Here is a 17,996-nt window from a genome sequence, read left to right as displayed (position 1 = left end):
CGTAGGCGGGGGTAGGCGGGGATCAGCTGATCGTGAGCAACTGGTGTCCGGCGGAGACCGTCAAACCGGCATCCGCGTTGATGTTGCCGATGATGCCGTCCTTGTGCGCCTGCAGCGGCTGCTCCATCTTCATCGCCTCGAGCACGACGACGAGATCGCCCTTGACGACCTGCTGACCGTCTTCGACGGCGATCTTGACGACCGTGGCCTGCATGGGCGACTTCACCGCGTCGCCGGATGCGCCCGCGTTGGCCGTGGTGGCGTGGCTGCGCCGCGAGGGCGGCACGACGGCGGGGCGACCCGCGGTGCCCGGAGCGACCGCCACGCGGTCGGGCAGGCTCACCTCGAGGCGCTTGCCGGAGACCTCGACGACGACGGTGTGGCGCGACTCGCCGGCGGCCGGCGACTCGAGCTCGCCGTCCCACGCGGGGATGTCGTTGACGAACTCGGTCTCGATCCAGCGGGTGAAGATGCCGAACTCACCGTTCTCGGCCGTGAATGCCGGGTCGCGGACGACCTTGCGGTGGAACGGGATGACGGTGGGGAGACCGGCGACCTCGAACTCGTCGAGTGCGCGGCGGGAGCGCTCCAGCGCCTCCGCCCTGTCCTTGCCGGTCACGATGATCTTCGCGAGCAGCGAGTCGAACGCGCCCGAGACCGAGTCGCCGGCGGTGACGCCGGAGTCGAGGCGGATGCCGGGACCCCCGAAGGTCTTGAAGACGTGGATCGGACCGGGCTGGGGGAGGAACCCGCGACCGGGGTCCTCACCGTTGATGCGGAACTCGATGGAGTGGCCCTGCGGCTTCGGGTCTTCGTAGTCGATGGTGCCGCCGGCCGCGATGCGGAACTGCTCGCGCACCAGGTCGATGCCGGTGACCTCTTCGGAGACCGGGTGCTCGACCTGCAGGCGGGTGTTCACCTCGAGGAACGAGACCGTGCCGTCGGCGCCGATCAGGAACTCGCAGGTGCCCGCGCCGACGTATCCGACCTCCTTGAGGATGGCCTTCGACGCCGAGTAGAGCAGGTCGTTCTGCTCCTCGGTCAGGAACGGTGCAGGAGCCTCTTCGACGAGCTTCTGGTGGCGGCGCTGCAGCGAGCAGTCGCGCGTGGAGATGACGACGACGTTGCCCTCGGCATCGGCCAGGCACTGCGTCTCGACGTGGCGCGGCTTGTCGAGGTACTTCTCGACGAAGCACTCGCCGCGACCGAAGGCGGCGACGGCCTCGCGGGTGGCCGACTCGAACAGCTCGGCGACCTCGTCGAGCTCGCGGGCGACCTTGAGGCCACGTCCGCCGCCGCCGTATGCCGCCTTGATGGCGATCGGGAGGCCGAACTCCTTCGCGAAGGCGATGACCTCGTCGGCTCCGGCCACGGGACCGGGGGTTCCGGGCGCGAGGGGAGCACCGACCTTCTCGGCGACGTGACGCGCGGTCACCTTGTCGCCGAGGGCCTCGATCGCCTCGGGCGACGGGCCGATCCAGGTCATCCCCGCGTCGATGATGGCGCGGGCGAACTCGGCGTTCTCGGCGAGGAACCCGTAGCCGGGGTGCACGGCGTCGGCACCGGCGCGGCGGGCGATGGAGAGGATCTTCTCGATCTGCAGGTACGTCTCGGCGCTGGTCGAGCCGCCGAGCGCGTACGCCTCGTCTGCGAGACGGGAGTGCAGGGCATCACGATCCTGGTCGGCGTAGACGGCGACCGACGCGATCCCGGAGTCTCGAGCGGCGCGGATGATGCGTACGGCGATCTCGCCGCGGTTGGCGACGAGCACCTTGGCGATAGCAGGCATGGTTGCCAGCCTAGCGAGAAGGCCCTCGATCCCTTTGACGACTCCCCACAAGAAAGTGGGGGAAACGTGGAGGGGAGTCTACGACCACAGATCCGTCCATCGGACGCCGAGCTCCGCGGCCAGGCGCCGCACGGTCGACAGGGACATGCCCACGACGGTCGAGGGATCGCCGTCGACCCGGGTGATGAAGGCGCCGCCCAGACTGTCCACGGTGAAGGCTCCGGCCACGTGCAGCGGCTCGCCCGAGGCCACGTAGGCCGCGATCTCCGCGTCGCTCACGTCGTCGGCGAAGGTCACCGCCGCCTCGGCGACGGCGGTCGCCTCGACGGGCTCCGCGCCGGGAACGACCCGGAACACCGAGTGCCCGGAGTGCAGGATGCCGGTCGCGCCGCGCATCTCCTCCCACCGCCGGGTGGCCTCCTCCGCGGTGTACGGCTTGCCGTAGACCCGCCCGCCGAGCGCGAACATCGAGTCACCGCCGATCACGAGACCGTCGAACTCGCCCTCCTCTGCGAGACTGCGGGCGACCGCTGCGGCCTTGGCGCGGGCGAGGAGCAGCACCAGCTCGGCGGGGGCGAGCACGGCGCCGTGTTCGGCCTCGGCGGCTGCGGCGACGGCATCCTCGTCGACGTCCGGAGACAGGGTGAGCGGCTCGATCCCCGCCTGCCTCAGCAGCATCAGTCGGGCGGGAGACGTGGAGGCGAGGCAGACGCGCATGTCCACCACCGTATCCTCGAAGAATGACTTCCTCCGCAGCCGACGTGCTCGAACTCGACATCACCGGCATCGCACACGGGGGCACCTTCGTCGCCCGCCATGAGGGCCGCGTGGTCTTCGTCTCCGATGCGATCCCCGGGGAGCGTGTCCGTGCCAGGGTGATCGCCCCGCAGGAGGGCGCGGACGCCTCCACCCGCAGCTTCTGGCGGGCCGAGACGATCGAGGTGCTCGACTCCTCGGAGCACCGCCGCCCGCACATCTGGGCCGAGGCCGATCTCTCCCGTGATCCGGCGGACCGCCCGGGCGGAGCCGATCTCGGCCACATCGACCTCGGGCATCAGCGGGTGCTCAAGCGCCAGGTGCTGACGGAGGCGCTCGACCGATTCGCGGGCTCAGGTCTCGTCGCTCCCGAGATCGAGGCCGTCGACTCCGGTGACGGCACCGGCTGGCGCACCCGCGTCACCCTGCACGTCGACGACTCGGGTGAGGTCGGTCCGTTCGCTGCGCGCAGCCACCGCGTCATCCCCGTCACCCGCTATCCACTCTCGCGTCCCGCCATCGCCGAGGCCGCACTCGCCCTCCACGGCGAGGCACCCGGACGCATCGAACTCGTCGAGCCCGCTGATGGCAAGGTCCGTGTCATCCGGCGGGAAGAGACCGAGCGGCCGGCGAAGGTCGCTCGCGGCTTCCGTCGCCGCCCGACACCGGAAGTGATCGAGGAGGTCGTCGGCGACCGCCGCTTCCAGGTCGATGCGACGGGATTCTGGCAGGTGCACCCGCGCGCGGCGTCCGTGCTCGACGCCGCGGTCTACGGCGTGCTCGAGGGACACGTCGACGAGCAGAAGACGCACTACGACCTCTACGGCGGTGTCGGACTCTTCGCTGCGACCCTCGCCGACCTCGGCGGCACCGACATCGTCACGGTCGAGTCGAGCGCGCGGGCCACGCAGCACGCCGCCGCCAACCTCGCCCCGCTCGACGTGAAGGCCGTGACCGCGCGCGTCGATCGCTTCCTCTCCACGCAGAAGAGCGGGGGGCGCACCGGAGCCGTCATCCTCGACCCGCCGCGTGCCGGGGCAGGGCGCCAGGTCGTCGACGCGGTGCACGCCCTCGCGCCGGAGGCCATCGCGTACGTCGCGTGCGACCCGGTGGCCCTCGCCAGAGACCTCGGGACGTTCCGGACCCTCGGGTGGAAGGTCGACCGGCTGCGCGGCTTCGACCTCTTCCCGCACTCGCACCACTTCGAGGTCGTCGCGCTCCTCACCCGGTGACCGATCCCGGCCGCCGCCGGGTACTCACTAGGCTGGGTGGATGAGCAGGGTCGCACTCATCGACGATCACGAGTCCGTTCGCCTCGGCCTCGAGGCCGCGTGCGCGCGTGATTCGCAGACGGTGGTGTTCTCCGGCAGCACGGTCGTCTCCTACCTCGAGTGGCGAGTGGCCTCCGCGTCCGCTCCGGCCGACGTGGTCGTGCTCGACCTCACTCTCGGTGACGGGTCGACCGTGACGGAGAACGTGACCTCGCTCGTGAACGACGGGGCGAGCGTCGTGATCCACAGCGTGGCCGACCGTCCCGCAGCAGTGCGCGAGGCGCTCTCGGCCGGCGCCGCCGGCGTCGTCAGCAAGTCATCCGCTCTCGACGACGTGTTGGATGCGATCCGCACCGTCGCCCAGGGCGAAGCGCTCAACAACGTCGAATGGGCCAGCGCCGTCGACGGCGATCGGGCGTTCGCCGACGCGCAGCTCTCCACTCGCGAGCGCGAGGTGCTCCGGCTCTATGCCACGGGACTGCCGCTGAAGGCGGTCGCCGAACGTCTCGGCGTCGCCTACTCCACGGCCAAGGAGAACATCACCCGCGTCCGCGTGAAGTACGTCGAGGTCGGTCGTCCGGCACCCACCAAGGTCGACCTCCTCCGTCGGGCGATGGAAGACGGGATCGTCGCGGCCGACGGGGCGGCGAGTGCCCGCTGATCCGCTCAGCATCCGCGATGCCTGGAGCAAGATCCCCTCGCCCGGCAGCGCGGACACCGAGTTCGAGCGCTTCACCGGCAAGCGAATGGAGCGGATCCTCGCGATCGTCGTGGCGATCGGCTCTGCTGCGCTCGGCGTGCAGGCTCTGATCGCCGCGCTGAGCTCTCCGTTGCGTACAGATGCGGCGGATGCCGTGATCCTGGCCGCGGTCTTCGTGCCCCTGGCGGCGATGCTCGCCGCGTGTCTGATCGGGCGCGGTGTCCGCCTCTTCTCCGGCGTCTTCGCCGTGATCTACGTCCTGGCCCTGGCCGCATGGCCGACCGTCGTCGATCCGACCGACAAGAGTGCGGGGGATCAGCCGTGGATATTCTTCCTCGTCAACGTCGGCGTGGTCGCGGCGATGCTCGCGTTCCCCCTGCGACTCCAGTTCGCCTGGGCGGCGGGGATGCCGTTCGTCTACGGGTACGTCCGACTCGTCCAGGGCGAGTTCTCGCGGGAGTTCTGGGTGACGACCGCGTTCGATGTGTCGTTCACGCTGATCCTGGGCGTTGTCATGATCTCGCTCGGCTGGATGTTCCGCTCGGTCGCGGCCGGCGTGGACGAGGCCAGAGGTCAGGCGGTCTCGTCGTACTCGACCGCCGCCGCTGCTGCTGCCGCAGAGGAGGAGCGGGTGGCCATGTCGGCACTCATGCACGACAGCGTCCTGGCTGCGCTGATCGCCGCGGAGCGCGCCGAAGGCGATCGGGCGAAGGAGCTCGCTGTCGCGATGGCGCGCGAAGCGCTCACCCGGCTGGCGAACACCGAGGCCGCGGTGGCGCAGGAGGGGAGTGATGAGCCGATCGGGACGGCGCAGATCGTGGTGGAGCTGCGTCGAGCGCTCTCCGAACTCGGCGCCGACGCGATCGTCGAGGAGCGGGGCGGGATCGGGCTGATTCCCGGTCGCGCGGCCCGGGCCCTGGTGCTCGCCGCGCGTCAGGCCATCGGCAACGCCATCGCACATGCCGGCGGGCGCGGCCTGCACATCGTCGCCGAGGGTCACGGCGACGAGGGGATCGCCGTCACGGTGTCCGACGCCGGGCCGGGTTTCGACGTCGAGAGCATCGGGGCGGATCGTCTCGGCATCCGGGCGTCCATCCTCGCTCGCATGGCCGGCGTCGCGGGCACCGCGGAGATCCGATCCGACGAGCACGGCACGATCGTGGTCCTGGGCTGGGAGCGCTCGTGAACCGCACCGTCCGCAGCGTCGCCACCTCGCTCGCCGTCGGGTTCGCGCTGTACTTCGTCGCGCGCGGTATCTGGTGGATCGAGCAGCCGACCGCACCGCTGGCGATGGTCCTCGCGATCGGTCTCTACCTCGTCGTCGTCAACATCGCGATCCTCGGCAGCGCCACTTCGGTGCGGATGCCGTTGTGGTCGGCCGTGCTCGCGCTGCTGGCCAGTGCCGTCATCCCGGCGCTGGTGACGTTCGCGCTCGACCCCGCCGACCGCACTGCGCCGTTCGCCACCTGGTACATCGGCGCACTCGGCCTGCTCGGGGTCGTGTGCGTCGTTCGTCGTCGGTTCCTCGTCGGCTGGGCGACGCTGGCGGTCCTGGTGGCGGCGACGTCCGCCTATCTCGGCCTCGGTGTGGCGTTGAGCCTCGGTCTGGTGGGCTCGATCATGTGGGTCGTCGTCGCCCGTCTGCTCGTGATGTTCTGGGATCGCGCGGTCCGCGACACGGAACGCCTCGCCGAGATCCAGCAGGCGGTCTCGGCCTGGCACGCCACGCAACGGGTGCGTCAGCGTGAACGGCGCCTGCGCACGCAGTTCGCTCTGGCTGTCGCGGGGCCCGTCCTGAGCCGTGTGGTGGCGTCTCGCGGGTCGCTGGACGATCAGGAGCGCCTGGATGCCCGTCTGGCCGAGGGGCGACTGCGGGATGAGCTGCGCGGTGCGGATCTGCTCAACGATGCGGTGCGGAATGCGATCGACAGCGCGCGTCGACGGGGCGCGGTCGTGACGGTGTTCGACGAAGGCGGCTTCGACGGCATCGACGAGGCGCGACGGGTCGAGATCCGGGATGAGCTGGCCGCCGTGCTCATCCGTGCCCGGAGCGCTCGCCTCATCATCCGTTCGGCTCGTGATCCTCGCGTCGCCGTGACCGTGGTCGGCCGCGCCGGCACTCGCTCCTCCGGCGACGATGATTCCGTCGACCTGTGGCACGAGATCCTGCGGGACGCCGCCGCGGTCTGATCCCACCGACGCGGCGCGCCGCCCCTCGGCTCCGGTGGGGGATGAGACCGGAGTCGAGGCGGTAGAGAGTGGGCGAGGGGCGGCGTATCCGCCTGCCCCTCGCCGTGCGGACAGTTACCCGAAAACCGTCCGCTGGTGGCCGATCAGCGTCTGTCTACCCTGGGACAGAGAGACCAGCCGAACGCGAAGCGTCTCATTCAGTCTGAGGGTTCTTCCAATCGTTGTCTGTAGGTATTTTGGGGGACACGATTTCCCCGCCGATGGGGGATCATTGGACGATGGGAACGCGCCGGGGCACGAATCTTCCGCGGATGGGCGACTTCAATCAGTCCGTCGTGTTGGAGGCCATCCGTCAGTCCGGTGAGGGGTCGAGCCGGATCGAGCTCGCCGCAGCGACGGGTCTGTCGGCGCAGACCGTCACCAACATCACGCGGCGGCTGCTCGATGAAGGCCTCATCCGCGAGGCCGGGCGCACGATCAACGGACCGGGCAAGCCGCGCGTCACGCTGCGGCTCGTCGCGGACAGCCGCTTCTCGGTCGGTGTGCATCTGGATCCCGCCCTCATGACTTTCGTGCTCCTCGACCTGTCCGGTGCGGTCGTGCGGCGTGTCGGCGTGCGCACTCCGGCCATGGAACCTCCTCGGATCGTCCAGGCCATGGCGGCGACGGTCGACGCGCTCATCACGGTCTCGGGCATCGACAGGGCATCGATCGCCGGTGTCGGGGTCGCGGCGCCCGGCCCCCTCGATGCGGAGAAGGGCACCGTGATCGACCCGCCGAAGCTGCTCGGCTGGAACCGCGTGCCGCTTCGCTCCGTGCTGGCCGAGGCGATCGGCCTCCCGGTGGTACTCGAGAAGGACACGACCGCCGCCGCGGTGGGCGAGCTCTGGACGCGGAGGGCGTCGGCCGACGACTCCTTCGTGTTCGTGTATCTGGGCACGGGTATCGGGGCGGCGCTGGTCAGAGACGGGGAGGCCGTCCCCGGAAGCACCCGCAACATCGGAGAGATCGGACACCTCATCGTCGACCCGGACGGACCGCCGTGCACGTGCGGCTCCCGTGGGTGCGTCGAGGTCGTCTGCACCCCGCAGGCGATCGTCGCGCAGGCGGAGCGGGCGGGAGTGTTCCGCGACGATCGTGAGGTCAGCGATGTCGAGGCGGTGGACGCGCGTTTCACGGAGCTGTGTCAGCGGGCGGCTGACGGCGATGAGCTCGCCGACGGTGTGCTGACGCGGGCCGCGGCGCACATGGCGGTGCTGACGGCCGGGCTGACGAACATGCTCGACGTGGACCGTGTGGTCTTCGGCGGCCCGTTCTGGTCGCGGCTGGCCGAGGTCTACCTGCGGGAGATCCCCGACCGGCTCGAACGGGCGAGCGCCACACGTGCGGTGCGCTCGCTGCCCGTGGACGGGACGGTCGTCGGTGACGATGTCGCCGCTGTGGGGGCCGGCTGCGTGGTACTCGACTCCGTGCTCAGCCCGCGAGCATCGGCGCTGCTGCTCGACCACTGATCCCGATCAGCCGGAGAATCGTCCCCAGGGGATGTCTCGACGCAGCGGACGACGGAGCGGGCGCTGCGTGCGGGTCCAGGCCGAGACCGACGGCTCCTCGACGACGGCGTCCGCCGCCTCGGCCGCGTACGCCTCGCTGATCACCGCGATGAGTGCGGCGAGTTCCTCTTCGGTGGCGGCTCCACGGGTGATCTCGAGCATCGGGGCGACGTCCCCTGATGCTGCGTCCTGCGTGTCGTGCTCGGTCACAGCGGGATGTTCCCGTGCTTCTTCGGCGGCAGCTCCGCACGCTTGCCGCGCAGAGCACGCAGCGCCTTCGCGATCGAGACGCGGGTGTTCGCGGGCTCGATGATGCCGTCGAGCTCGCCGCGCTCCGCCGCGAGGAACGGCGACGCCACGTCGTAGGTGTACTCGTTCGCGAGGCGGGTGCGCACGGCGGCGACGTCTTCGCCGGCCTCCTCCGCCCTCTTGATCTCACCGCGGTACAGGATGTTGACGGCACCCTGGCCGCCCATGACCGCGATCTCGGCGGTGGGCCAGGCGAGGTTCACGTCGGCGCCGAGCTGCTTGGACCCCATCACGATGTAGGCGCCGCCGTAGGCCTTGCGCAGAATGACGGTGACCAGCGGCACGGTGGCCTCGGCGTACGCGTAGAGGAGCTTCGCACCACGCCGGATGACGCCTTCCCATTCCTGGTCGGTGCCCGGCAGGTAGCCGGGCACATCGACGAGGGTGACGATCGGGATCGAGAACGCATCGCAGAAGCGCACGAACCGGCTGGCCTTCTCTCCGGCCTCGATGTTGAGCGTTCCGGCCATCTGCGACGGCTGGTTGGCGATGATGCCGACCGAACGTCCCTCGATGCGGCCGAAGCCGATCACGATGTTCGGGGCGAACAGCGGCTGCACCTCGAGGAAGTCGCCTTCGTCGACGATGTGCTCGATCACCGTGTGGATGTCGTAGGGCTGGTTCGTCGAGTCCGGCACGATCGTGTTCAGCGTGCGGTCCGCGTCGGTGGTCTCGAACTCGAAGGTGCTCTCGTACGAGGGCAGCTCCGCCATGTTGTTGTCGGGGAGGAAGCTGAGGAGCGTGCGCGCGTAGTCGATCGCATCGTCCTCATCCTCGGCGAGATAGTGCGAGACGCCGGAGCGGGTGTTGTGCGTGTACGCGCCGCCGAGCTCCTCCATACCCACGTCCTCGCCGGTGACGGTCTTGATCACGTCGGGTCCGGTGACGAACATCTGGCTGGTCTTGTCGACCATGATGACGAAGTCGGTGAGTGCCGGCGAGTACACAGCTCCTCCGGCGGCCGGGCCCATGATGATGGAGATCTGCGGGATGACTCCGGAAGCGCGGGTGTTCAGGCGGAAGATCTCGCCGTACTTGCCGAGCGCGACGACACCCTCCTGGATGCGTGCGCCGCCCGAATCGAGGATGCCGATGCACGGCATGCCTCCGGAGAGCGCGAACTCCATGATCTTGATGATCTTCTCGCCGGCGACCTCGCCGAGCGATCCGCCGAAGGTCGAGAAGTCCTGGGAGTACACCGCGACGGTGCGTCCGTTGATCGTGCCGACGCCGGTGACGACCGAGTCGCCGTAGGGACGGGAGCGGTCCATGCCGAACGCGGTCGTGCGGTGGCGCACATACTCGTCGAATTCGACGAAGCTCCCGGGGTCGACGAGCAGTTCGATGCGCTCGCGGGCGGTCATCTTGCCCTTGGCGTGCTGCTTCTCCTTCGCCTTCGCTTCCGCGTCGACGACGGCTTCCGTGTAGCGAGCGCGCAGATCCGCGATCTTGCCGGCGGTGGTAAAGAGGTCGGGCTTGTCCGTCACGGATTCCACCCTAGCGTCGGGGCGACGCGCTCCGTTGGATGCTCGGCACAACGGGTCGGTCGATCCTTTGGCGATGAACGCGCGAGCTCAGTGCCCGCCGGGGTCCGGTTCCTGCTCGTGGTCGGTCTCCTCCAGCGCCGGATCGTTTCTGGGCGAGCGGCCGAGGGAGAGCGCTTTGCGACCGACCCACTCGACACCGCGGACCGTCGTCCCGGCAGCGCCGGCCACCGCCGTGCCGGCGTACCGGGCGCCGCGCAGCACGCGCAGTTCGACCTTCTCGGCGCCGGGAACGGGCTCCAGCTCGAACGGGAGATCGATCGGAGCTGCACCGAACGCCCGATGCGATGTGGTGAGCACGCGACGACCGAGGATGTGGTTTCCGGCCCCGCCGATCGCCGCCCCGATGCCGAACGGCAACGCTTTGCCGATGATCGACGCTCCGCCCTTCGCGGCGAACTGCTTCACGAACATGCTCTTGAGCTGGTCGACCAGGGGGCCGACGGCGGCGCGGGGCAGCGACTTCGTGACCAGCTCGCCCCAGTAGGACGATCTGCTCCCGCCGCGCCCGGCCACCTGCCCCGCCAGTTGCCCGACCAGGTCGACGCCCTCCTTGCCCAGCATCAGGGTCATCACGAGAGCGCGTGCGCGATCGGGGTTGGCGACCGCGATGCCGTGCACCTCGGCGACCGACTGCGCGAAGAGCGCCGTCGACTCCACGAAACCCACGGTCTCGACGCCCGAGAGTGCCAGGGTCACGCCGGTACCGATGCCGGGGACGACCGCGGTCGCTCCCACTGCCGCCCCGCCCGTGGTCACGGCAGCGAGGTAGCGTCGCTCGAGGATGCGGATGATCTCGGCGGGCGTCGCGTGCGGGTTGCGCAGGCGGATGCTGCGGATGTGCGCGAGCACGAGCGGGCGCTGGATCGACAGCACGCGGTCGAGCCCCCGCACCATCATCGGATGCTCCGGGGATCCGGCGGGAGGCACGCCCTTGTCCCACGGAGCATCGTCCGGCAGGGAGTGGATCTTGTGCACCTTGGGGGTCATGCGGCGATCCTAGGGAGTCAGCCCGCGAAAACGCCGAAAGCCCGGCCCCACGACGGGGCCGGGCGTTCGGGAACCGGGTCAGACGAAGAGGTTCGCCCGCTCGAGGTCTTCTGCGAAGTCGACCTCGACCGCGTACAGGTCAGAGACGTCCATCGGCTCGAGGAGGAGACCGTCCTCGGCGATGGCCAGCTCGAGACCGCGCTCGAAGTAGTCCTGATCCTCGACGCGCTGCAGCTGGCGCATGAACGCCTTCTTGTGCGCGGAGGAGATGTAGTTGATGCCCACGGCCTCGCCCAGACCGCCCTTGACGGTCTTGGACAGCTCGTTGATGAAGCCCTCGGCGGTGACCGTGTACTTCACCTCTTCGTCGCTGACCTTGGAGGTGTTGACGGTGACGAACGACTGATCGCGCTCGATGAAGGCGGCGGCACGACCGAGGATCATCGGGTCGAACACCACGTCGCCGTTCATCCACAGCACTCCACCCTTGCCGGTCGCGCCGAGGGCGCGCAGCAGGCTCTTCGACGTATTGGTCTCGTCGTAGCGCTCGTTGTGGACGTAGTTGACGGCGGGGAAGGCGTCGATGATGGTCTCGGCGCGATAGCCGACCACTGTGGTGATGCGCGCGTCCGAACCGAAGGCGGCGCGGATGTTGTCGTGCTGCTGGCCCATGATCGTGCGGCCGTCGCTCAGTTCGGTGAGCGGCTTCGGCAGCGCGCGGCCGAGGCGCGAGCCCATGCCGGCGGCGAGGATGACGGTCTGAAGAGTCACGAGTGCTCCTAAAGGAAGTTGTGTTCACGGTCGATTCACCGACCAGACACTTCGTCGTGCCGAGTTCATGGTAGCGAGGCAGCCTGGGAAGCCCCGGGTCGGGGAGCCTCCCGTTGTCATTTCGTGATCGAGTACACACCGGACGCACAGGCTCGCCCTCCGGGCCCATCGTGTCGGATCCGAGGGTTCGTCGGTGAATGTTGCGCGGCGGCCTTGGCATGCGGCTCCCCATTGATACCGTAGGACGGTGACTTCCTCCCCTGACGACCGCGCCGCCCAGGTGGACGAGACCGAGACCGCGCCGCCGAAGGCATCGACGAAGCCTGTGGCGAAGACGACTGCCGCGAAAACGACGCCCGCGAAGACCGCTGCTGCGAAGTCGACGGCTGCGAAGACCGCTGCTGCGAAGTCGACTGCTTCCAAATCGACCGCCGCGAAGACCACTGCCGCGAAGAAGCACGCCGGGAACCGCGCTCCGGCGAAACCTGCCGCCTCGAAGAGGGCTCCTGCCAAGAGGCCCGCCGCCACGACGACGGCGAGATCGGCTGCAGAGCAGGCGGCACCGACCGCTGAGGTCGTCGTGGAGCCTCTGAAGAACGCGATGCTCGATCGATCCGCGTCGAACGCCGCTCCGAAGCGCACGTCTGCGACGGCCCGCACGGCCGCGGCGAAGAACACGGCCGCACGTGCCGCGGCGACGAAGCCCGCCGCGGGGACGACGGCATCGGCGAAGTCCGCGGCAGCCAAGACCGCCGCAGCGAAGACCGCCGCAGCCAAGACCGCCGCAGCGAAGACGGCGGCGGCCAAGACTGCGGCCGCGAAGACCACGGCCCGGTCGACGACCGCGAAGACGGCGGCAGCGAAGACCGCGGCAGCGAAGACGGCGGCAGCGAAGACGGCGGCGGCGAAGGCTGCCGCGGAGAAGGCTGCCGCGGAGAAGGCTGCCGCGGCCGCCGCCGAGGCCGAGACGGTTGCCGCCACCGCAACGCCCGTCGTCGAGCCGGCGCCGGCTGGCGACCAGACGGCTCCCGTCGAGTCCGCTTCGGCGATCGAACCCGCCCCCGCATCCGAGGAACCGGTGCGCGGTGAGGTAGCGGCACCCGCGGTGACGGCGGCAGACGACGTCGCTGTACCGACCGAGGTCGAGGTCGAGGTCGAGTCGGAGCGCGAAGCGACGTCGGTCGAGGTCGTCGAAGCCGTGGTCGACTCCGACGACGCGGCCTCCGACGCGGTCGGCGCATCCGACAGCACGTCCGGCGGCGAGGCCATCAGCATCCGCGGTCTCGTCAAGCAGTTCGGCGACAATCGTGCCGTCTCCGGGATCGACCTGACCGTGCCTGCCGGGTCGTTCTACGGGGTCGTCGGCCCCAACGGTGCCGGCAAGACCACCACGCTCTCGATCCTCGCCGGCCTGCTGCGCGCCGATGAGGGAAGCGTCGTGATCTGCGGAATCGATCAGGCGACGCAGCCGCAGGCCGCGAAGCGCATGATGGGTGTGCTGCCCGACCGGCTGCGCACGTTCGACAGGCTCACAGGGCGTCAACTCCTTTATTACTACGGGCTTCTGCGGGGGCTCACGGCCGATGTCATCGAGAAGCGTGCGTCCGACCTCGCCCGTGCGTTCGATCTCGGCGACGCGCTCAGCCGGGTGGTTTCGGACTATTCGGCGGGCATGACGAAGAAGATCATGCTCGCCGGGGCCATGATCCACTCGCCGCGCGTCCTCGTGCTCGATGAGCCGTTCGAGTCGGTCGACCCGGTCTCGTCCGCGGTCATCCTCGACATCCTGCGCGCCTACGTCTCACACGGCGGCACCGTCATCCTCTCCAGCCACGGTATGGATCTGGTCGAGCGCGTCTGCTCGCGTGTGGCCATCATCGTCAACGGCGAGGTGCTCGCAGAGGGAACGATCGACGAGGTGCGCGCAGGCCAGACCCTCGAAGCGCGCTTCGTGGAACTCGCCGGTTCCAGCGGAGAGGTGGAGGGGCTCGAGTGGCTGCACACGTTCTCCGACTGAGGTTCGCGCTGCTCGTCGGGGCGCTGCGCAGCGATCGTCGGGTTCGGATGCTCGTTCTGCTCGCTGCGGTCGTCGCGGTCACCGTCGTCGTCTGCCTGGCGGTCTTCAGCCTCGCCGATGCTCCTGTTCCCGTCGCCCGCGCGGTCACGGTGCTCGGCGGGGCCGCCCTGCTCGTCGGCTTCCTCGTGGGCCCGATCCTCGTCGGCGCGGTCGACCAGCTGGATCCCCGTCGGTTCGCGGTCTTCGGCGTGGACGAACGCCAGATGCCCTGGGTGCTCACGCTGGCGGCCTTCGTCAGTGTGCCCAGCCTGGCGCTGCTCGCCGTCTACATCAGCGTCTGCATCGTCGCGGTCCAGGCGGGAACGCCGTGGCCGCTCGCCATCCTGATGACGCTCCTCGGCGTCGTGACAACCGTGCTCGTCTCCCGGATCGGTATGGCGGTCAACGCCCTGCTGCTCCCCGAGCGTCGCTCGCGCGAGCTCACCGCGCTGTTCGCGCTCGCGCTGCTGGTGATCGCGTTCCCCGTCGCGGTGTTCCTCGGGTCCCTGCGCTGGGACGGTCTCGTCCCCGACTCTCTGGCGACGCTGTCGACGGTGCTCGGGTTCAGCCCGTTCGCCGCGGCGCCTGCCTTCCTCTTCTCGTCCGCTGCAGGAGGGACGGCATCGGCGTGGGTGAGCGGCATCGTGGCGATCCTCACCGTCGGCCTCCTGTGGGTCGCCTGGTCGTGGCTCGTGCGTCGCCTGCTCACGACGACCGAGCGCCCCGTCACCTCGCGAGAGCGCACCGGGCTCGGTTGGTTCGGTCTCCTGCCGTCCAACGCGTTCGGCGCGATCGCCGCCCGCAGTCTCGTGTACTGGCTCCGGGATCGCCGGTACATCATGAACATCATCGTCGTGCCGGTCGCCGGGGTGCTGACGGTGCTTCCTCTCATCGTCGCGGGCGTGCCCGTCGAGGTCGCCGCCCTGGTGCCCGTCCCGGTGATGGCGCTCTTCTTCGGCTGGCTGCCGCACAACGACGTCGCCTACGACTCGACGGCTCTGTGGACCCACGTGGCGAGCGGGGTGCGCGGGCTTCCCGATCGCCTCGGTCGCCTGGTTCCGGTTCTGCTGGTGGCTGTTCCCGTCCTCGCGATCGCCACGCCGCTGTCGCTCCTCCTCATCGGCGACTGGAGCCTCCTGCTGCCGCTCGGGGGGCTTGCGGCGAGTCTGCTGTTCTCGGCGCTCGGCATCTCGAGCATCGTCTCGGTCGTGGCCCCGTACGCGGTCTCCCGGCCCGGTGACAGCCCTTTCCAGCAGCCGCAGCGGCCCAGCTCGCGAGGCACGTACGGCCCGGCGGCCGCTTTCCTCGGAGCGATCGTGGTCAGCATCCCGACTGCCTGGCTGTTCGCGGCCACGGTCCTCGAGGGGTCGGCCTATGCGCCGGCGACGTTCTGGGTCGGGCTCCTCGTCGGGCTCACCGTGCTGGCAGCCGGAGCGGTCATCGGCGGCCGCATCTTCGAGCGCAGCGGCGAGAGGCTGATGGAGTTCGTCGAGACCGCGTGACGACCGCCCGCGGCGTCTTCGACGCCGCTAGACTCTCGGGATGAGTACTCCGCTGGACAGCCCCGATCAGGGCGGCGTGGCAACGCTTGATCGCGAACTGGAAGAGCTCCTCCGCGAGGAGAATCTCGAGCCGGGCGACCACGAGCGCTTCTCGCACTATGTGAAGAAGGACAAGATCCTCGAGTCCGCGATCACCGGGAAACCGGTGCGGGCACTGTGCGGCAAGAAGTGGACGCCGGGTCGCGACCCGGAGAAGTTCCCGATCTGCCCCACGTGCAAGGAGATCTACGAGTCGATGATCGGCTGACGTCAGTTGGCTTCGACGTACACGGTGGGAATCGCCGGGTCGGACTTGCTGAGCGCGAGAGCGCGCACCGGCAGTTCCTCGCGCACGCGCAGGTGGTGCGCTCGCGCGGCCGCCGTCCCCTCCGCGCCCTCGTGGGCGGTGTCGATGTCGCCCGCCTCGACGAAGGTCACCTGAAGCGCACGGCCGTCGGGGTGCTCGTCGGGCGTGTCCAGTTCCTCGAAGCCGTCGGAGACGACGACCGTCTCTGCGGTCGCGACGCCGTCGACCACGGTGCGGAACGCCGCCTTGCGGCCGCCGTACGAGGCCTTGTCGGCAGACGCCTTCGCCACGCCGATCCACGACCCGTCGGCATCCTGCCGTGCGACGAGCTTGTAGACCATGCTCGCCGTGGGGTATCCGGAGCCGGTGACCACGGATGTGCCGACACCGTAGGCATCGACCGGTGATGCGGCGAGAGCCGCGATGGCGTACTCGTCGAGGTCGCTGGTCACGGTGATGCGTGTGTGGGCGGCACCGAGCTCGTCGAGCTGTGCGCGCACATCCGCGGCGACGATCGGAAGGTCGCCGGAGTCGATGCGCACACCGCCGAGACGGGGGCCGGCGACGCGGATCGCCGTCTCGACGCCGGTGCGGATGTCGTACGTGTCGACGAGCAGCGTGGTGTCGGCGCCCATGCTCTCCACCTGGGCGCGGAACGCCTCCTCCTCGGTGTCGTGCAGCAGCGTCCACGAGTGGGCGGCCGTGCCCATCGTAGGAATGCCCCAGCTCCGCCCGGCTTCGAGGTTGCTCGTCGCGCCGAACCCCGCGATGTAGGCGGCGCGGGCTGCGGCCACGGCTGAGCGCTCGGCCGCACGTCGCGAACCCATCTCCGCCAGCGGACGCTCGCCCGCCGCGATGCTCATCCGCGCGGCGGCGGTCGCGACTGCTGAGTCGTGGTTGAGCACGCTGAGCGCCAGCGTTTCCAGGACCACCGCGTCGGCGAACGTCCCCTCGACGGTGAGGATGGGGGAGCCGGGGAAGTACAGTTCACCCTCGCGGTAACCGCGGATCGATCCGGTGAACCGGTAGTCCTCGAGGTACTTCAGCGACTCGGCGTCCACGACCTGCGCGTCACGCAGGAAGCGCAGCTCCTCCTCACCGAAGCGGAACTCGCGCAGCAGCCCGAGAAGGCGACCGGTGCCGGCCACCACGCCGAACCGGCGACCGCCGGACAAGCGGCGGGAGAACAGTTCGAAGACGCTGGGACGGAAGGCCGTCCCGTCCCGGAGGGAAGCGGCGAGCATCGTCAGCTCGTAGCGGTCGGTGAGCAGCGCCGTCGACGTGGTCATGCGCTCAGCTTACTGAGCGTGCTGATGCGCGCGTCGGGCCGCGCGCGGGTAGGCTGGGGAGTCATGAACGACGCGCCGATCGGGATCTTCGACTCCGGTGTCGGCGGGCTCACGGTGGCGCGGGCCATCCGCGCCCAGCTGCCCCGAGAGTCCTTCGTCTACATCGGCGACACCGCGCACTCCCCGTACGGCCCCAAGCCGATCGCCGACGTCCGCCGCTACTCGCTCGAGGTGCTCGACACACTTGTTGACCAGGGTGTGAAGATGCTCGTGATCGCGTGCAACACGGCGTCGGCGGCGATGCTCCGTGACGCGCGCGAGCGATACGACATCCCCGTCGTCGAGGTCATCGGCCCCGCCGTGCGCCGAGCCGTCTCCACGACGCGCAACGGGCGGGTCGGCGTCATCGGCACGGTGGGCACCATCGGATCCCGGGCCTACCAGGACATGCTCGAGGTGAACGAGAGACTGCGGGTCTTCACGGCGGCCTGTCCGCGGTTCGTCGAGTTCGTCGAAGCGGGGATCACGGGTACGCCCGAGGTCCTCGCGGTCGCCGAGGAGTACCTCGCCCCGTTGCGGAACGCGGACGTGGACACGCTCGTGCTCGGGTGCACGCACTATCCGTTCCTCCGCGGTGCCATCAGCTATGTCATGGGAGAGGGCGTCACCCTCGTCTCCAGCGACGACGAGACCGCAGGCGACGTGTACCGCCAGCTGGTCAGAGGCGACCTCCTGGCGTCGCCCGACGCGACGGCGACCTACGTCTACGAGGCCACCGGAGCCTCGGCCGATGAATTCACGGCATTGGCCAACCGGCTCATGGGTCGTGAGGTCCGCGACGTGCAGCTTGTGCAGACCGGCGTGATCCCCCTTCCCCGCATCGCCTTCGAGTAAGGCCTCCTCGAATCGTCCTGACTCGATTCGTCCACCCCG

General features: G+C 69.5%; 16 protein-coding genes. 9 read left to right on the top strand and 7 right to left on the bottom strand.

The annotated features are described in order from the left end of the window. Positions 1–22 precede the first annotated feature (22 nt). Positions 23–1,789, bottom strand: a complete 1,767-nt coding sequence (locus tag CQ034_RS09630) for a biotin carboxylase N-terminal domain-containing protein (protein WP_105710870.1) — start codon at positions 1,787–1,789, stop codon at positions 23–25. Positions 1,790–1,867: 78 nt separating this feature from the next. Then, a complete protein-coding gene (locus CQ034_RS09625) occupies positions 1,868–2,506 on the bottom strand; it encodes a nucleoside triphosphate pyrophosphatase (RefSeq protein ID WP_105711007.1) in 639 nt (212 codons plus the stop codon). Positions 2,507–2,529: 23 nt separating this feature from the next. Here CQ034_RS09625 and CQ034_RS09620 point away from each other — a divergent pair, with 23 nt between their 5' ends. The 5 genes from CQ034_RS09620 (at position 2,530) to CQ034_RS09600 (ending at position 8,217) form a co-directional block, all read left to right on the top strand. Beyond that, a complete protein-coding gene (locus CQ034_RS09620; RefSeq protein ID WP_105710869.1) occupies positions 2,530–3,777 on the top strand; it encodes a class I SAM-dependent RNA methyltransferase in 1,248 nt (415 codons plus the stop codon). 40 nt (positions 3,778–3,817) lie between these two features. Further along, the gene (locus tag CQ034_RS09615; RefSeq protein ID WP_029262528.1) at positions 3,818–4,477 is read left to right on the top strand and encodes a response regulator transcription factor; all 660 of its coding nucleotides are present in this window, start codon (positions 3,818–3,820) and stop codon (positions 4,475–4,477) included. After that, positions 4,467–5,702, top strand: a complete 1,236-nt coding sequence (locus CQ034_RS09610) for an ATP-binding protein (RefSeq protein ID WP_105710868.1) — start codon at positions 4,467–4,469, stop codon at positions 5,700–5,702. Before CQ034_RS09615 ends, CQ034_RS09610 begins: the two co-directional genes overlap by 11 nt. After that, positions 5,699–6,706, top strand: coding sequence for a hypothetical protein (locus CQ034_RS09605; RefSeq protein ID WP_231481809.1), 1,008 nt, complete (start codon positions 5,699–5,701; stop codon positions 6,704–6,706). Before CQ034_RS09610 ends, CQ034_RS09605 begins: the two co-directional genes overlap by 4 nt. A gap of 311 nt (positions 6,707–7,017) precedes the next feature. Beyond that, positions 7,018–8,217, top strand: a complete 1,200-nt coding sequence (locus tag CQ034_RS09600; RefSeq protein WP_105710867.1) for an ROK family transcriptional regulator — start codon at positions 7,018–7,020, stop codon at positions 8,215–8,217. 6 nt (positions 8,218–8,223) lie between these two features. Here the strand turns inward: CQ034_RS09600 and CQ034_RS09595 are convergent, their stop codons facing one another. From CQ034_RS09595 to CQ034_RS09580, 4 genes are all read right to left on the bottom strand, one after another. After that, positions 8,224–8,466, bottom strand: a complete 243-nt coding sequence (locus tag CQ034_RS09595) for an acyl-CoA carboxylase subunit epsilon (protein ID WP_374956815.1) — start codon at positions 8,464–8,466, stop codon at positions 8,224–8,226. Continuing rightward, positions 8,463–10,052, bottom strand: a complete 1,590-nt coding sequence (locus tag CQ034_RS09590) for an acyl-CoA carboxylase subunit beta (RefSeq protein WP_372466447.1) — start codon at positions 10,050–10,052, stop codon at positions 8,463–8,465. The genes CQ034_RS09595 and CQ034_RS09590 overlap by 4 nt, the downstream gene beginning before the upstream one ends. Positions 10,053–10,139: 87 nt before the next feature. Continuing rightward, complete coding sequence (locus CQ034_RS09585) at positions 10,140–11,099, bottom strand: hypothetical protein (protein WP_105710865.1); 960 nt, start codon at positions 11,097–11,099, stop codon at positions 10,140–10,142. A 78-nt stretch (positions 11,100–11,177) separates the two neighbouring features. Further along, the gene (locus CQ034_RS09580) at positions 11,178–11,870 is read right to left on the bottom strand and encodes an NTP transferase domain-containing protein (protein WP_029262521.1); all 693 of its coding nucleotides are present in this window, start codon (positions 11,868–11,870) and stop codon (positions 11,178–11,180) included. A 247-nt stretch (positions 11,871–12,117) separates the two neighbouring features. Here CQ034_RS09580 and CQ034_RS19765 point away from each other — a divergent pair, with 247 nt between their 5' ends. Genes CQ034_RS19765 through CQ034_RS09565 form a run of 3 tightly spaced genes read left to right on the top strand, consistent with a single transcriptional unit; the run spans position 12,118 to position 15,735 of the window. Next, a complete protein-coding gene (locus CQ034_RS19765; protein ID WP_258134161.1) occupies positions 12,118–13,887 on the top strand; it encodes an ABC transporter ATP-binding protein in 1,770 nt (589 codons plus the stop codon). Further along, a complete protein-coding gene (locus CQ034_RS09570; protein WP_105710864.1) occupies positions 13,863–15,428 on the top strand; it encodes a hypothetical protein in 1,566 nt (521 codons plus the stop codon). Before CQ034_RS19765 ends, CQ034_RS09570 begins: the two co-directional genes overlap by 25 nt. A 40-nt stretch (positions 15,429–15,468) precedes the next feature. Next, entirely contained in the window at positions 15,469–15,735 is a 267-nt protein-coding gene (locus CQ034_RS09565) for a DUF3039 domain-containing protein (protein WP_026049764.1), read from the top strand. A gap of 2 nt (positions 15,736–15,737) precedes the next feature. Here the strand turns inward: CQ034_RS09565 and CQ034_RS09560 are convergent, their stop codons facing one another. Continuing rightward, positions 15,738–17,063 (bottom strand): nicotinate phosphoribosyltransferase, encoded by a 1,326-nt coding sequence (locus CQ034_RS09560; protein WP_105710863.1) that lies wholly within the window; start codon positions 17,061–17,063, stop codon positions 15,738–15,740. Positions 17,064–17,126: 63 nt separating this feature from the next. Here CQ034_RS09560 and murI point away from each other — a divergent pair, with 63 nt between their 5' ends. Next, positions 17,127–17,957: a glutamate racemase gene (gene murI, locus CQ034_RS09555; RefSeq protein ID WP_029262517.1), complete on the top strand. Its 831-nt coding sequence runs from the start codon at positions 17,127–17,129 to the stop codon at positions 17,955–17,957. The last annotated feature ends 39 nt before the right edge of the window (positions 17,958–17,996 follow it).

Source organism: Microbacterium sp. MYb45 (assembly GCF_002979655.1).
Taxonomy (GTDB): domain Bacteria; phylum Actinomycetota; class Actinomycetes; order Actinomycetales; family Microbacteriaceae; genus Microbacterium.
Note: the sequence above shows the minus strand (reverse complement) of the source record. Positions and strands in the feature narration are given on the sequence as shown.

Coding starts and splice junctions, on each gene's coding strand:
- CQ034_RS09560 (WP_105710863.1), bottom strand. CDS start 17,063: ATGACCACGTCGACGGCGCTGCTCACCGACCGCTACGAGCTGACGATG.
- CQ034_RS09625 (WP_105711007.1), bottom strand. CDS start 2,506: ATGCGCGTCTGCCTCGCCTCCACGTCTCCCGCCCGACTGATGCTGCTG.
- CQ034_RS09565 (WP_026049764.1), top strand. CDS start 15,469: ATGAGTACTCCGCTGGACAGCCCCGATCAGGGCGGCGTGGCAACGCTT.
- CQ034_RS09600 (WP_105710867.1), top strand. CDS start 7,018: ATGGGCGACTTCAATCAGTCCGTCGTGTTGGAGGCCATCCGTCAGTCC.
- CQ034_RS09585 (WP_105710865.1), bottom strand. CDS start 11,099: ATGACCCCCAAGGTGCACAAGATCCACTCCCTGCCGGACGATGCTCCG.
- CQ034_RS09620 (WP_105710869.1), top strand. CDS start 2,530: ATGACTTCCTCCGCAGCCGACGTGCTCGAACTCGACATCACCGGCATC.
- murI (WP_029262517.1), top strand. CDS start 17,127: ATGAACGACGCGCCGATCGGGATCTTCGACTCCGGTGTCGGCGGGCTC.
- CQ034_RS09630 (WP_105710870.1), bottom strand. CDS start 1,789: ATGCCTGCTATCGCCAAGGTGCTCGTCGCCAACCGCGGCGAGATCGCC.
- CQ034_RS09615 (WP_029262528.1), top strand. CDS start 3,818: ATGAGCAGGGTCGCACTCATCGACGATCACGAGTCCGTTCGCCTCGGC.